Source organism: Paenibacillus chitinolyticus NBRC 15660, assembly GCF_000739915.1.
Classification (GTDB): domain Bacteria; phylum Bacillota; class Bacilli; order Paenibacillales; family NBRC-103111; genus Paenibacillus_F; species Paenibacillus_F chitinolyticus.
Window position 1 is genome coordinate 561,849 of record NZ_BBJT01000003.1, and the last position, 14,115, is coordinate 575,963.

Annotated in this window: 16 protein-coding genes; all 16 read right to left on the reverse strand. The window is 49.9% G+C overall.

What is annotated here, in order from left to right:
* Positions 1 to 69: 69 nt before the first annotated feature.
* On the reverse strand, positions 70 to 483 hold the full coding sequence (locus PCH01S_RS07770) for a hypothetical protein (RefSeq protein WP_042228203.1): 414 nt from the start codon (positions 481 to 483) through the stop codon (positions 70 to 72).
* A complete protein-coding gene (locus tag PCH01S_RS07775; protein ID WP_241688851.1) occupies positions 458 to 991 on the reverse strand; it encodes a MauE/DoxX family redox-associated membrane protein in 534 nt (177 codons plus the stop codon). The genes PCH01S_RS07770 and PCH01S_RS07775 overlap by 26 nt, the downstream gene beginning before the upstream one ends.
* Positions 992 to 1,037: 46 nt before the next feature.
* The gene (locus PCH01S_RS07780) at positions 1,038 to 1,433 is read right to left on the reverse strand and encodes a hypothetical protein (RefSeq protein ID WP_241688850.1); all 396 of its coding nucleotides are present in this window, start codon (positions 1,431 to 1,433) and stop codon (positions 1,038 to 1,040) included.
* A 301-nt stretch (positions 1,434 to 1,734) separates the two neighbouring features.
* Positions 1,735 to 2,190, reverse strand: coding sequence for a TlpA family protein disulfide reductase (locus PCH01S_RS07785; protein WP_042228207.1), 456 nt, complete (start codon positions 2,188 to 2,190; stop codon positions 1,735 to 1,737).
* A gap of 25 nt (positions 2,191 to 2,215) precedes the next feature.
* Positions 2,216 to 3,934: an ATP-binding cassette domain-containing protein gene (locus PCH01S_RS07790; RefSeq protein WP_241688849.1), complete on the reverse strand. Its 1,719-nt coding sequence runs from the start codon at positions 3,932 to 3,934 to the stop codon at positions 2,216 to 2,218.
* Between the two features lie 47 nt (positions 3,935 to 3,981).
* The gene (locus PCH01S_RS07795) at positions 3,982 to 4,476 is read right to left on the reverse strand and encodes a hypothetical protein (protein ID WP_053228673.1); all 495 of its coding nucleotides are present in this window, start codon (positions 4,474 to 4,476) and stop codon (positions 3,982 to 3,984) included.
* Between the two features lie 244 nt (positions 4,477 to 4,720).
* Positions 4,721 to 5,305, reverse strand: a complete 585-nt coding sequence (locus PCH01S_RS07800) for a hypothetical protein (protein ID WP_042228210.1) — start codon at positions 5,303 to 5,305, stop codon at positions 4,721 to 4,723.
* A 361-nt stretch (positions 5,306 to 5,666) separates the two neighbouring features.
* On the reverse strand, positions 5,667 to 6,635 hold the full coding sequence (locus PCH01S_RS07805; protein ID WP_042228211.1) for a GNAT family N-acetyltransferase: 969 nt from the start codon (positions 6,633 to 6,635) through the stop codon (positions 5,667 to 5,669).
* A 285-nt stretch (positions 6,636 to 6,920) separates the two neighbouring features.
* On the reverse strand, positions 6,921 to 7,781 hold the full coding sequence (locus tag PCH01S_RS07810; protein ID WP_042228212.1) for a carbohydrate ABC transporter permease: 861 nt from the start codon (positions 7,779 to 7,781) through the stop codon (positions 6,921 to 6,923).
* A gap of 18 nt (positions 7,782 to 7,799) precedes the next feature.
* Positions 7,800 to 8,702, reverse strand: a complete 903-nt coding sequence (locus PCH01S_RS07815; RefSeq protein WP_016424014.1) for a carbohydrate ABC transporter permease — start codon at positions 8,700 to 8,702, stop codon at positions 7,800 to 7,802.
* Positions 8,703 to 8,788: 86 nt separating this feature from the next.
* Entirely contained in the window at positions 8,789 to 10,210 is a 1,422-nt protein-coding gene (locus PCH01S_RS07820; protein ID WP_042228213.1) for an ABC transporter substrate-binding protein, read from the reverse strand.
* 32 nt (positions 10,211 to 10,242) lie between these two features.
* The gene (gene murQ / locus PCH01S_RS07825; RefSeq protein ID WP_042228216.1) at positions 10,243 to 11,157 is read right to left on the reverse strand and encodes an N-acetylmuramic acid 6-phosphate etherase; all 915 of its coding nucleotides are present in this window, start codon (positions 11,155 to 11,157) and stop codon (positions 10,243 to 10,245) included.
* Between the two features lie 392 nt (positions 11,158 to 11,549).
* Positions 11,550 to 12,413 carry a MurR/RpiR family transcriptional regulator gene (locus PCH01S_RS07830; protein WP_042228218.1) on the reverse strand — a complete coding sequence of 288 codons (864 nt, stop codon included), beginning with the start codon at positions 12,411 to 12,413 and terminating at the stop codon, positions 11,550 to 11,552.
* Positions 12,400 to 12,813, reverse strand: coding sequence for a hypothetical protein (locus tag PCH01S_RS07835; protein ID WP_042228220.1), 414 nt, complete (start codon positions 12,811 to 12,813; stop codon positions 12,400 to 12,402). Before PCH01S_RS07835 ends, PCH01S_RS07830 begins: the two co-directional genes overlap by 14 nt.
* A 120-nt stretch (positions 12,814 to 12,933) precedes the next feature.
* Positions 12,934 to 13,440, reverse strand: a complete 507-nt coding sequence (gene coaD / locus PCH01S_RS07840; RefSeq protein WP_042228221.1) for a pantetheine-phosphate adenylyltransferase — start codon at positions 13,438 to 13,440, stop codon at positions 12,934 to 12,936.
* Positions 13,437 to 13,949, reverse strand: a complete 513-nt coding sequence (locus tag PCH01S_RS07845; RefSeq protein WP_042228222.1) for a metallophosphoesterase — start codon at positions 13,947 to 13,949, stop codon at positions 13,437 to 13,439. Before PCH01S_RS07845 ends, coaD begins: the two co-directional genes overlap by 4 nt.
* Positions 13,950 to 14,115 lie beyond the last annotated feature (166 nt).

The window sequence follows — 14,115 nt, forward strand, 5'->3', positions numbered from 1 at the left end:
TTTATGGGAATTTGCGTGCTTTTTTGTTTGCTCGCCATGAAGGGTGCCTTCGGCAGCCGCGAATGAGACTTACGATGACGTATACGCCAGATACGCTGCCGCTTCATCGTAAATGTCGTACTTTCCGCCGCGAATCACAATAATTCCGCTTTTGCTCGCGGAAGATATCCTTTTGGCATCAATCACCTCATGCTTTGTCCACTTCTTTTCCCTGGCCGCGATCAACCAGGAAGGAGCATTGATCACCACGATAGTTTCGGGACCGTCAGCACTCGTCGAGAGCAGGGAGTCGATTTTTTGAAATGCAGGGTCCTTATGATCCGCGAATATTATCCTCGTCACGCTTTGCTGCCTGCTCGAAAGTCGTTTGATTTCTCCGATCAATGCGGTTACTTCGTCACGCTCTTTTCGCTTTTGAATGAACAAGAGCAGCACACAAGCAAGAAACCAGACCAGATTACATAGGAACAGCAGGGTGCTCATGGTGCCTCCTCCTCTTCCTCTTGGTCCATGCGGATTGAAGCAGCCCGATTGAAATCGACAGAGCCATTACAAAAAGGAGCGAATTGATTTGGCCGTATCCGTCTTGTTCGGGAGTAGGCAGCAGCAAATCAACCACCAGCAATCCGATTAGAATGATATTGCGGTAAACCGGAGACCGGTTCAGAAATGCGATTTCTCCGTAACAGGCACACGCATCGACACCCGTCAGTTTTGTTTTCCGCCATGAAAAGAAGGCAAACGCGGCAAGCAGAACGATTGCGGCAAGCTCCCTCCACCCTCCGAACAATCCTATGGCAAACGAAAGAAACAGGAGAAACTCCACTGACAGGACGACCAAAGCCGCTATCGAAACGAGAGAACGGGGAAGGATGCCGTAAGAGTACAACTCGATGCGGAAATTGCGGAACCGGATGGCTTTTATGTAAAACGGCATGAAAAACAGAACCGACATAGTCATATCCAGAACATAGCCTGACCACTGGATCATTTTGTAATCACCCATTTCTTTATAGCGCGGCAAGTGTAACCAGCATTTAAGAGACTTTTTGTTCTTGCAGACGAATCGTTAACGGGTACCAGGCCGCTTCTTCTCCGTTTACCATACACCGGATGTAAATAATCCCCGGTTCCGTCACGATCAGGTGGATGGATACATCCTGATCCACTCCCGGAACCTGATCTTCCGCTCTGTAATTACGCAGAACCGAAGCCGGAGTACGATCAATGATTTCTCCCGACGAGTTTGTAATGATCAAAGCGGTATCGACAAATTCATCACGCGGCAAATCAAACAGTTTGATCAGGACATGCATTTCTATCACAAAGGGCAGCGCCGGAATAGACACTTGATTCAATACAGTGCCTAAGGCATGGCCTCCCAGTAAAGTATTGTTCGTAATCTGATCGCAGACGAGTAATTGAGCGTTCAATGCACGCAACCCCTTTGAAATGGAATAAAAGAGAAGGGACAGCGCCCTTCTCCTTTGTAGTGCTTAGTAGCAGCAGCCAGCGTTGAAAGTGCAAACTACTGTTCTACCGTCCTTGCAGCCCACACTTTTAGTGGAAGTCAAAATTTTAGGATATTGAGTTCCGTTAGCCGTGCAGTAACCAGTCAGGCAAGCTCTGGACTCACTCAAAACTGCTCCATCCGGACATTCACAAGCCATCTTTTTCACCTCCTTTCATAGGTGGAGTTGTATCGTAAAGGTGACAAGCACCGTGATACCGCGTTTAAGTCAAATGAATTCCGCTGATTCGTAGGATCTGTTCAAAATCATCGGCATTGTAGATGACACCTTTGGCCGCTATAATGCCCGACTTGTCTGTGAGCATCATAAAGGGCAGCGCGGTAACTTCGAAATAAGCTTCCATATCGCTTTGATCCATCGTGTTTACGGGGAAATCCCAGCCGAAATACTCTTTCATGCTGCGATGGTCCTCTTCGTCTCCGGTAGTGAAGAGACCGAAAGAAAAAGTCGGATGATTCTCCGCGATCGTCTGAAGATGAGGCAGCAGATCTATGCAATGCGTGCAATAAACGGAGGCGAACAGCAGGACTCGAATAGTGTTCGACTGGTTCCAGGCGGCCCCCATGCCTTCCTTCAAGTTGTCCGGAAGTTCGGGCAGCGAGGCGCCTAAAGGCAGACCGGTATCCGACAAGCGGGACGGGTTGGCAGATGACGTCATGGACATTTCCCTCCTTGTGATTTCGTTACACATACCACTGCTTCTGCTGGTTCCATATCTCGTTGTATAGACCTTGGCGTTCCAACAGTTCATTGTGAGTCCCGGTCTCGGCAATTCGTCCGCGCTCCATCACGATAATGCGGTCGGCATTTCGTGCGACTCCGACCCGATGGGAAATGAGCAGGACGGTTTTGCCTTTAAAGTGTCCCAGAAGGTCATTCATCAAACGAACCTCGCTGAGCGGGTCCAAGGCGGCGGTCGGTTCATCGAACACGACAAGGTCATCGTCGTCCCGAACGAAAACGCGGGATAAAGCGAGTCTTTGCCATTGTCCTCCCGACAGATTGACGGCACCGTCATCCAGAAACCCCAACCGGCTATTCAGACCGTGTTTGAAGGTGTCGGCCAAACCGACTCTGGCAATCATCTGTTCGAGTTTCTCCGAATCTTCGATTTCACCTATTTTGCCGGCAGCCACATTTTCTCTTACGTCCGTCATGTACCGGATAAAGTCCTGGAATACGGCACTGCTTTTTTGCCACATTTGAAATCGGTCCATATTCTTCAAACTGACATCGTCGTAAAAGATCGAGTCCTCTTCCGTCTGATACAGCCCGAGGAGCAGCTTAATGAGCGTCGATTTGCCGGAGCCGTTCTCGCCCAGAATGGCGACAACCTCTCCTTTCTTGATTTCAGCGCTGATCCCGTTTAGAGCAGGCTGATCCTGATTCGGATACCGGAAAGATAAGTCTTGAATCCGGATGTCCTTTTCGAAAACAAACGGTTTGCTGCGGACGTTTTTCTCGGCACTGACGGCCACCTCGTTTTTCTCTTCAATCAGCTTCAGCTTCGCGATGTGCGTGCAGTATTCTTTTAATCGCGAGTAAGAAGTGAACATAGAGCTGATATTGTTTTCCGTCATGCTGAGCGCCATCGTTATCGCCACATAATCACCGATGCTCAAAGAACCTTTATAAATCAAGTAAGCGGTTATGACCGTAACGGCCGCAGTGTTTAAGATCGAGAGAAGTTCGCCGCGAAAAGTCCGTTGGTGATTCAGTTTATCGAGCTTGATTTGCAGCTCCGCGTATTCCGTTTTCTTTTCCAGCCAGCGCTTTCTAAAGTAAGGGAACAACCGGAACAGCATCATTTCTTTCTGGGTCTCGGAATTTGTAAGGAGATCGTAATAATAATGATGGCTCCGCGTGTTCCTCATTAGCTGCTCATCGATTTCAACCCGCCGGCGTACGGCCAGCAGATCGTAAACACCTCTCCACATACCGACCAGTAGAGCGAGTATTCCCGTAAGCCAATAAGAGTGAAGAAGAAAGAACAAGCTCAATGACGCGAGTATGATTTGTTTGATCAGGCCAATAGCGATTAAGTAGGTATCGTAATATTTATTGTTGCTGTAAGACCAGTAAGAAAAATCGCCTTTGAAACGCGGGTGTTCTTTCTCGATCAAGTCCGTTTTCTCTACAAGATCGATGAGCTTGCCCTCGCACTGGATGGCAAACATCAGGCTCATCTTACGACTCTTCAGCTGAGCGTACGCATCCAAAGCCGCCCGCAGCAGTTGAAACAAGATTAAGAGCACAATACCGCCCATCAGCAGATAGAAGTTTTTAATCGTCAGCTGATCTACGATTAACTTGCTGAGATAAACGCTTACATTCGCTTGGACAGCCGAGAAGACGTATGCGAACAAGGAGAAAAGAACGATGATTTTGTTAAACGCATACACCTTGGAAAAAGCGCTCCATGTCGTCCGAATTGTATATGCAAGCGATTTCATTTGTCCGGATTCAGATTATGATAGACCCGGATCAAGGGGGCAGCCGCGCGGTTCAAGTTTGCTATCTTGTCAAAAATATCCGCTCCTACAGCTTGTCCGACTTTGTTCAGAACAATCGCGTAAGGGACCGCATTTACGTTAAGCTGGGCTTGCAATTTAGCCGTCTCGCACCGGTGAATCCGTACCTGCGGATTGAGTTCGCTGCGCAGCTCCTCCACCGACTCCCGGCTTCCTTCGAAAAGGATGCAGTAGTTAAATCCGGGTTGACTGTTCATAAAGGAAACCGCATAATCCATGTTGCAGGCGGAGCAGCCGGTGCTCATCAGGAAAACGATTGTCCCGTGTTCGGTATGCCTCATCCACTCAAAGCTTACAGGATCGGATTTGGCAAGAAGAATCAGTTCTTCGGGAAAATAGTTTCCTAGTTTGAAATGCTCGATCGTTTGTTTTAAGAATCTTCTATGATCTTTTTCCTCTTGTACCGAATGCACTTTGTTCCCTCCCGGTAGAATGGAATGTAAATTCAACTATTTGCTTTGTTTTCCTTTATTTGACTTCCTTGTTTAGATCTTACCTTTTATCCAAATTGAATGTAAGTGTATTTCGATTACTTTTTATGGTAATATCATTACTTTTCATGCACTTTCTTTGTAAATAATCAATTTTATAACAGTTTAAATAAAAAAAGACACTGAAAAATCAGTGTCTTTTTGCTGCCAACTTTCGTTGCTTCGCTCAGTTCACTCCCGCGTTATATATCCCCTGCCCAGCCCCAACCTCCTTGCCTTCGAGCATCCGCGGATTGAAGTATTCCAGCAGATGCAAACCCGGCATAGCGAATTCTTCAAAAGTGATGGTGTATTGTTTATAAGGAACGGCCGTGTTGTCCGCAAAGGTAACGGAATAAGGATTTCCGTTCAGATCGGTCGTATGCTCCGGCTTTTTCCAACCGAAGTCCAGAACGGTCCGGGTGCTGCGGATGTTCAAATCCCGCATGATTTTGCCGATGCCTTCTTTTTTTTGCGCTAGCTTTAGATTGATCGGCAGAGGGATAAAATCGGGGTACATCACCGCAATATTCTGGGAAACGACAAGGCCGCTTTTTTCCGCGCGAAGAAGCGATTCTCTAAGTACCGCATCCCGCGGCCCTTCTTTTACCGCCACTAAGGGTGCTTGAGTGGCCGTTGCCTGTTTTAGAACGGAAGGAATCATGGTTTCTCCCGTAATCAGTTCGAGAAAATCCGTCGTCCGGTTCTCCGTGGTTAATAAGAGTTGAAAAACGAGCCGTTTTAACCGTTCCAGTTCCGCTTCCATTCCCATCGTTCCTTCCTTCGCGCCTTATTTGTACAAGAAGCCGGTCCGGGTAATTTCAATGGAAGTGCGTCCTGACCGGTCCGGTAAACTGTTCTAAGCTGTACCGTCAGCGGCTCCTCGTAAACTAAAAGCCTGCTATCGTCATTATAAGAAGGAATCCATGATTATTAAAGGGATTTTATTAAAATATTAGATTGTTTTTATATTTTTTTCCTTTTATCGCAGTATTGCTTGTCCTCGTCTCATTAAATAGAAAAAAAGACATCCTCCTAAAAGGATGCCTTTTGCGGATAGTTAAAACCATCCGATCCACTACAGCCGCATCGGCTGAGGACTTGACCAAGGTTGCGCACAGCGGAGAACCGCCTTACAACGCCTTTCGCATAACGGCGAATTGTTTCACGGTCTTGAAGCCCGCCTTCTCGTATATTCGGATGGCCGGGTTGGCGCTGCCCGTGTAGAGGGACATGTACTCCGTGCCTATCCCTTTAAAAGCTTCGCACAGCTTGAAGAAAAGCAGGCTGCCCAGCCCGTGCCCTTCATGATCGGGATGAACGCCGATGCCGGCAAAATAGCCGCGGCCGCTTTCCTGCCGGATAACGGGACCCGCGAAGCCGACCGCTTGTCCCCGGTGGGCCGCGATAACGACGGGCACGCCGTTTGCTGTGCCGGCGGCAATTTCTTGCTGCCACAGCGGGTTGTCGAAGCCCTGCAGCATCGCCTCGATGCCTTCATGCCGGGCAGGATCGAAAAGTTCGACCGCATAGCCTTCTGCGGCGGTCCGCTCTTCCTTGGCCCGGATTTCGTCCGGAATAGAAAATGCCGACAGGTTCAGGTACATGGCGCATTCCATGGCGCGTTCGATGTACCCTTCGCCGAGCAGAAATCCGTACAAACGGCTGTCCGCCGGAACCCCCGGGGCATTGTTGTGTTCGTGCCCCGGCGTATCCGGGATGTACCACGGCAGCATCATCGGATTGAAGAACAGAACATCCGCCTGCTTTTTGCCGAGCTGCCGGAATCGCCCTTCAAGCGCTTCCAGCAGCAGGCGGTAATTCGCATCTGTCTGACGGTCCTCAGACAACACGATGCAGGTGATATAGCCGGCGACAGCGCCCAAAGGCAGGTCGCTGCCTGTGCAGCCGCAAGCGAATCCCGTGATTGTCCCATCCTCCTCACGCATAACGAACGTATTGTCTTTGTCAAAATAAGGACTGGAAAGGAAAATGTCGTTAAAGCTCCGGCCGGTTAGTTCTTTGTAGCCGTCCTTTACGGCTTCCGTGTTCCACAGCCGGATCACCGCGTCCGAATAAGATGGATTCCATGTTTCGATCATGCCGATACTCCCTCCTCATATCTCATAAACTTGTAAAGCCCGCCGCTGTAAGCCCGACCCGCCTAACCATACCGCAGGTCCCGGTTTCCGCCTATTAAAAAACGGGCCCCTGTACTCCGCCGAGATTCTCGGACAAAGCACCCGCACCGGCATCGAAAGAATATTCGAATGCCTGCATGCGGCCGCTTTTCGGAACAAAAGCCCGTCTTGGTTTAGTGCGCCGTCATCCCGCCAGCCTGTTATTCCGTTACGTTTAACGGAGACAGCCGGTTCGGCGCGCTCGTGTTAACCCTTCACCGCACCGACAGTGACACCTTCAAGGAAGTATCTCTGGAGGCTGAAGAAGAGGACGAACATCGGCAGGGCGGAGATGGTGGCACCCGCCATCATCGGCGCAAAATAAGTCGTGTTCGCAAACCGGAAGTTTTTAAGTCCGACCTGAATGGTCTGCATATCCATCGTATTGGTAACGAGGAACGGCCAGAAGAAGGTGTTCCAGCTGTCCATGAACGTCAGGATCGCCATAACGGCCAATACCGTTTTGGACAACGGAAGAATGACCCGGAAATAAATCTGGAACTGATTGCAGCCTTCAATCTTGGCGCTTTCGATAATCTCGGTCGGAATGCTACCCATGAACTGCTTGGCAAGGAAGATGTTATACACCGTCACCAGACCCGGCAGAATGAGCGCACTGTACGTATTTTGAATATGAAAGATGTTAACGATCAGGATATAAAGCGGAACTTGAGTAACCTGATACGGAATCATCATCGCGATCAAAAGGATGGTAAACAGCATCGCCCTGCCTTTGAATTTGATTTTCGAGAAGGCATAACCGGCCATACTGGCGAAAATCACATTGGACACCATCACGGTCGTGGCTACGATCAGAGAGTTGAGCAGCCAGCGGATGGAATACTCGCTATAATCGAAGAAAAACTTGTAGGATTCCAGTGTAAATTTGGTTGGAAGCAGGGAGTAGCTCACCGCGCCAGCCTCGATCGGATCTCCAAAGGAAGAAATAAGCATAAAGTAAATCGGGAAAATCGTAGCCAGAGCAAACAGGGTAAGGATTACGATAATGACTGTATTCCGGCTGTATCTGGCCGCGCGATTTCCTGCGTGATTGTTATAGAGCGCCATATCTCGCCCCCCCTTTCCTCAATATTCCACTTCTTTGCCGAGGAATTTGAACTGAACCAGTGAGATCCCCGCGATAATAAAGGCCAAAATCAGGGACTGTGCGGCCGCTTTGCCGAAGTCGAAGTATTTGAACGCGTTGTTGAACACAAGCAGGCCGACCATCGTCGTCGCATTGTCCGGACCGCCGCCCGTCATGAGATACGCGTTCTGGAAAACCTGGAACGAGCCGATAACGCCCGTTACGAGCAGGAACAACGTAGTCGGTTTCAAACATGGAATAACGATATACCAGAGCTTTTTAATGAACGACGCTCCGTCAAGCTCAGCTGCCTCGTAATAGCTCTCATCAATACCCAGCAGCGCGGCCAAGTAAATAATAATGCTTGTGCCGTGACTGGACAGCCAGGCCATGAGAACCAATGAGAACATTGCGGTAGCGCTTGATCCGAGCCAGTTCTGGTTGCTGATTCCGATATAGCTGATCAGTTTGTTCAGAATACCGGACGGCATTGGGTCGAAAATCCACAGCCATACGACCGACAAGGCAACGCCGGAAGCTACTGCAGGCAAATAGTAAATCGCTTTGAATGTCGTCTGCAGTTTTTTCTTCAGCGGAAGAATCAGGATCGCAACCGCAAAAGAAAGGAACAGGGCGACAGGCACCGTCAGAACCGTATACACGATCGTATTTACGACGGATTTCCAGAACAGTGGGTCTTTAAAGGTCGCCGTGTAATTGTCGAATCCGATAAAGGTGGAACCCAGCGGTCTGTATTTCTGAAAACTAATGATAAAGGCACTAATAACCGGATAAGCCGTAAACAGCGCATAGACGAGAAGCGCAACCGCGATAAAGGCATAGCCCCAGGCGCCGTCTCCTCTGATTTTCCGTCTTTTAACCGGTTTAGCTGGTTGAGTCATCTCCCGCACCCCTCTCCATCCTCTAAGTCATTCTACATATCAGATAGCCGCATGTTGAGGCACACGGCTATCCGATTCCAAGCTCTCTATTCTTTTACGACACCGTCCGCGCCGAACGTTTGCACGGCTGCCGATTTAACCGCTTCGAACATCGCTTCAGGAGTCATTTCTCCCGAAATCAACGCCTGCAGCTTAGGAATGATCACTTCTTCTTCCAGCTTGATCGCTTTGGCGCCCAGGTCGGCCGGGATATCCGGACGGGCAGGAGCCGCATTCTTCAGCATCGTTTCAACCGCCGCTTTGTTATCGGCATCGCGGTTAACCGTCATGCTTTCGGCTTCTTTCTTACCGCTCTTCGTAATGTGAGCGACAAACAGGTCGTTGTTCGTCGTTGCCGCTACTTTACCGCTTGCGAGGAAGTAGGCCGCTTTTACGACGTTGGCTTTATGCTCGGCCGTCGGTTCTTTCGAGCCGCGGAAAGTCACGTAACCGTCGACCGCTACGCTGGACTGCGGTTTTTGTCCGGCGAAAGTCGGAACCGGCAGGACCGTGTATTCAACCGGGACGCTTCCTTTAACGGCGCTGCCGTCATTGGCTTTCAGCTTCTCGTTGTTTTTCTTGGCGGAGTTCTCGAACGTCGCCAGACCTTTACCGGTAATCATCGTTTGACCGGTCAGGAACATGTTCCAGCGTTTACCGGCGTCGATGGAGCTAAGTTCTTTCGGCATGGAGCCGTCATCGATCATCGTGCGGATATCTTTTAACACTTCAAGATAGTTTTTGCTGGTGTACGCATATTTCAGATCTTTGGTGAACGGCGCAGGCATGCCGGCATTTTTGATCAGAATGTTGAGATAGTCTTTGGACGCTACGCCCGCGGTCGCAAACACGAAGCCGTAACGGGATGTTTTGCCGCCTTCGGAAACGACGCCTTTCTTGATCGCTTCGCGGAACTCGTCAAACGTCCATCCGTCTTTCTGGACTTTCTTCCAGTCGATGCCCGCTTTCTCGAGGTATTCGCGGTTGCCGCCGATCGCGTGAACTTCCATATAGCCCGGGAAGCCGTAAAGGCCGTCGCCTTTCTTCATATACTCAAGCGGAGCCTGGTCGAAATCTTCCACCATTTCTTTGGTAGCCACGTCCTTGATGTCCATCATCATTTCCTGCTGCATATACTTGGAAATGCCGTCGGAACCCATGAACGCGATATCGGGAGGGCTTCCCGCATTCACCTGCGTATCGAGCTTCTGTGTAATGTCTTCCCAGCTTGCCGGCTCGATTTTCAGCGTCAGGTTCGGATACAGCGCATTGAAATCTTTCGCCATTTGGGCAAAATTGTTCTGATAGCTCGCGGAAACCGGCGGAAGCAGGGCCGTGATGGTGTCTTTGGCGTTCGGATCGCCCGCCGCGCCGCCTTCTTTTTTACCGGAATCTCCGCAAGCCGCCAGTGTGGACATTGCCATGGTTAACGCCAATACCGATGCTGCTGCACGCAATTTTCTTTTCATAAATAACAAGCCTCCCCCAAGGATATGAAAATTTACACCACGTTGGTCGTGGTTCGTATTGCCGCTTTCAAACTGCCCTCGCACTGATCCAGGACCCGCTGCGCCTCAGCCGCGTCCAAGCCGCTTTTGATCATCATGATCGCCAGCTTACAACTCATGGAAGCGCTTTCCAAAACCGCAGCAGCCGTCTTGTCATCCACGCCCGTGGCCGCTTTTATGATGCGTATGGAGCGGTCTTTCAGCTTGATGTTACTGGCTTTCAGGTCCACCATCAGATTGTTGTAGGTTTTGCCGAGCTTTACCATCGTACAGGTCGTAAGCATATTCAGGACCAGCTTCTGTGCCGTACCCGCTTTCAACCGGGTCGATCCCATAATGACTTCCGGCCCGACAACAGGGGCAATGCATACGTCGCAAACGGATTCGAGTTTGGAATGTTTGTTGTTCACCAGACCGATGGTCGCCGCTCCGATTTCCCTTGCCTTGTTCAAGCCGGCAATGACAAATTGCGCGCTTCCGCTGGCCGTGATTCCGATTACCGCGTCTTTGTCCGTTACGCCGCACCGTTCGATAAGAGCGATTCCCTCATCTTTATTGTCCTCAAAACCTTCTACAGCTATTCTTAGTGCCCCATCTCCTCCGGCGATATGCCCCTGCACCCGCAGAGGATCGATACCGAAAGTTGGAGGACATTCAGATGCGTCGAGTACACCGAGCCTGCCCGAAGATCCCGCTCCGATATAGAACATTCTGCCGCCGTTTTTAAGCACTCCATGCAAAATATCAACCGCTTTCACAATTTGCGGTATTTCAGCCGCAATCGCAGCCGGAACCGTCGCATCCTGTTCGTTCATCAGACGCAGCATCTGTTCCGTCGTATATTCGTCCATCTTTAGTGTTTTCTCGTTGATCTCTTCGGTCGTTAGTCTCGCCAGATACTCATCCACAGCTTTCTCCCCCCCATCTGTTTAGTTCAACTTCTTGATTTCATCTTAACGAGAAATTTCAGTTTGGTCAACAGTTTTTGAAATAATATTTTATGATGAAATAATTTATTGTTGTTTTATTTTCTTTTCCCCTTTGCCGCACGGCATTTCTCTCTTCTTTTCGCGCAAAATAAAAAGGACCCTATTCGGTCCTTGATTTGACATATTCGATCCGGCGGCGGTTTATGCTTGGGCGCTGCCGCGAATCAGGAAGAAGATTAGCGGTCGCTTTCATTCGTCCATCCGAACTCGGTTTCCGAAGGCAGCTCCATATCCTGCATATCGGCAAACATTTTCTCATGGAGACGCGGCGCGTGCTCTTTGGTCAGAAGCATTCCACCTCTTTCGGTTCGTTAACGCCGCTGCTTCCCCGCCACAATATTGTGCGTTTTGGCTAAATATTTTTTCACGTGCTGATATTCCGCGCTTGCCACTCCGGCGAAAAGAATATCCACGACGGTCAGCATGGCTATCCGCGAACCCATCGCGCCGCTTCGTATCGTAATTTCCGGCGTGGAAATGCTGAGCAGAATGTTCGCCTGATCGGCCAGCCTGCTTTTTGTATACTTCGTTATGGCGATCAGACAGGCGCCGTTCTTTTTGGCGATTTCCAGCGCGTCGAGGATCTCAACGGTTTCTCCCGAATTGGAGATGAAGATAGCCACATCGCCTTTCTCCAGAAGCGTTGCCGCCGTCAGCATACTGTGTCCGTCCGTATAGGTATGACACATCTTATTGATCCGTGTAAATTTCTGCTCCGCGTCGGTTCCGACCAGACCGGATGCCCCGATTCCGAAGAAGGCAATCCGCCTGCACGAGCGAAGCACATCAACAGCCCGCGCAATCTCGCTCTTGTTGATTACCTGCAGCGTATCTTCAATGGACTGGCTGTTCGTGCGCGAAATATTCAAAATAATCGTGGACAGGTCGTCTCCCGGCTGGATATCCCGGTACGGATTCGCATCCTCTTCGTGCATGGAGCCGAGGGAAGCCGAAATGCTGACGATAAAGCTGCGGTAGCCCGGATATCCCATCGTTTTGCAGAACCGCAGCACGGAGGCGTCGCTGGTCTTCGTCAGCCGGGCCAGATTTTTGATCGAGAGATGCGGGATTTCCTCCACGTTCTCCAGGATGTACTCGCCTACCGCTTTCTCGACGGGAGTCAGACTCGTTTTCATTTGGCGGATTTTAATTAAAACGTTATCATTTATGGCCATATTTTTCCCTACTCGCTATAAATTCTTGAAACTGAACCGTAACAAAAGAAGGTGAAACGGTGTCATCAACATGGTTCACCCCTAAAACAATTTCATCATAAGCGCAATTATTATAAAATACAAGATTAATAGCTAAAAATGAAAAATAATAGAAATAGGGAGGGAAATGATCCCTGCCGGAGAGATAAAAAGCCAATGAATAGAAAAAAGCCCGCAAAATCTGTCCGGATGGACTCGACTGCAAGCTTTTTGTGGAAGCGTTGGTAATCTGCGGCGGATAACCGGTCAAACGGAAATAAACCTCAGAACCCGGCCGAGGTTTCGCCGGATAAGCGTTAACGCCGCCCGTGTTCTCTCCCGGTTCACCGTGGGCATCGAGGACGCACGCACCGATCAGCATGCTGACCGTTTGACCTCCCCACGAGTGTCCGGCGGTCCGGGCCGTTACCGCCCATCCGCCGCAGCGAAATCAGATACGCTCTGTCGGAGAACGGAAAAGAGCGGAAGAGCGGACCTCGTTCTACTCGATTCCGCTGCGTCTCTGATTGTTCTCGCTCTCATACATTTTCATCTGCTCGAAAGCGGCCTCGACCATAAAAGCTCCGGCGGGTTCGACTTTTCTGGTCGCAATAAACATCCGGACCAGAGAACTGCTCGTCTGCATGTTCGGCGTATACGGCGATAAATAGACGGTATCGGCTTTCGTCGTATTCCGGACGTACTGTTCCAGCTGCATTTCGTACTCGAAATCCGTCGCGTTGCGGATGCCGCGGACAATCGCCTTGGCCCCCGTTTCATTGACATAGTCCGCCACGATGCCCTCGAAAGCGACGATTTTGATCCTTTTGCCCGGCGGAACGGAAAGCCTGACCAGCTCGGTTCTCTGCCCAATCGTAAAATGATGCTTCTTGGCACGGTTGTTGGCAACTAGTATGTGAAGCTCGTCGAACAGATTCGTTGCTCGATCAATGACCGACGTATGCCCGAGGGTAATGGGATCGAAGCTTCCCGCGTACACGGCTATCATGCCTGCTCCTCGCTGACGACAACCGCATCCCGGATCTGTTCGAAGGTCAGCGGAATATAGTCCCAGTGCTCCACGCACACGTTGAAATAGTTCTTGCCCTCATACTTCTGTCCATGGATATGCCCGTGAACATTGACGTACGGCATATGTTTGTTCATATAAACCGGTTCGTGCGACAGCAGGAAAAAGTCTTTGTACAGAACCGGGTATTCGCTCACTTCGTCAAATCCGGCGTCCAGCCACCAGGACCGGGACCTGCCTCTGTCGTGATTGCCCAGAACAAGAAATTTATAGCCGTTCAGCTTTCGGACGATTTCTTGTGTCCTTTCCTGATTCAGAAACGAAAAGTCCCCCAGATGAAACACCTTATCTTCGCTTCCGACTGCGGCATTCCATTTTTGAATCATAACGTCCGTCATTTCGTCCGCATCCGCAAAAGGCCGGGACTCGAAATCGATAATCAGTTTGTGCCCGAAATGATGGTCCGAAATAAAAAAATCGCTAGGCATGCTTACTCCCCCTTACATAATAGTCCGGATGGTTATTCCAGTCAGCCGCTTCATACCTGTTAGTTTACCAACTTCGCCGCAAAAAGGCACTAACGTTTCAATTCGTGTTCGATCGCCCGGCACGAAGCTATAACGATTCTTCATCCTCCCATCAAAAACGGAACAC

Coding starts and splice junctions, on each gene's coding strand:
- PCH01S_RS07770 (WP_042228203.1), bottom strand. CDS start 483: ATGAGCACCCTGCTGTTCCTATGTAATCTGGTCTGGTTTCTTGCTTGT.
- PCH01S_RS07775 (WP_241688851.1), bottom strand. CDS start 991: ATGATCCAGTGGTCAGGCTATGTTCTGGATATGACTATGTCGGTTCTG.
- PCH01S_RS07785 (WP_042228207.1), bottom strand. CDS start 2,190: ATGACGTCATCTGCCAACCCGTCCCGCTTGTCGGATACCGGTCTGCCT.
- PCH01S_RS07800 (WP_042228210.1), bottom strand. CDS start 5,305: ATGGGAATGGAAGCGGAACTGGAACGGTTAAAACGGCTCGTTTTTCAA.
- PCH01S_RS07805 (WP_042228211.1), bottom strand. CDS start 6,635: ATGATCGAAACATGGAATCCATCTTATTCGGACGCGGTGATCCGGCTG.
- PCH01S_RS07810 (WP_042228212.1), bottom strand. CDS start 7,781: ATGGCGCTCTATAACAATCACGCAGGAAATCGCGCGGCCAGATACAGC.
- PCH01S_RS07815 (WP_016424014.1), bottom strand. CDS start 8,702: ATGACTCAACCAGCTAAACCGGTTAAAAGACGGAAAATCAGAGGAGAC.
- PCH01S_RS07820 (WP_042228213.1), bottom strand. CDS start 10,210: ATGAAAAGAAAATTGCGTGCAGCAGCATCGGTATTGGCGTTAACCATG.
- PCH01S_RS07830 (WP_042228218.1), bottom strand. CDS start 12,413: ATGGCCATAAATGATAACGTTTTAATTAAAATCCGCCAAATGAAAACG.
- PCH01S_RS07835 (WP_042228220.1), bottom strand. CDS start 12,813: ATGCTGATCGGTGCGTGCGTCCTCGATGCCCACGGTGAACCGGGAGAG.
- coaD (WP_042228221.1), bottom strand. CDS start 13,440: ATGATAGCCGTGTACGCGGGAAGCTTCGATCCCATTACCCTCGGGCAT.
- PCH01S_RS07845 (WP_042228222.1), bottom strand. CDS start 13,949: ATGCCTAGCGATTTTTTTATTTCGGACCATCATTTCGGGCACAAACTG.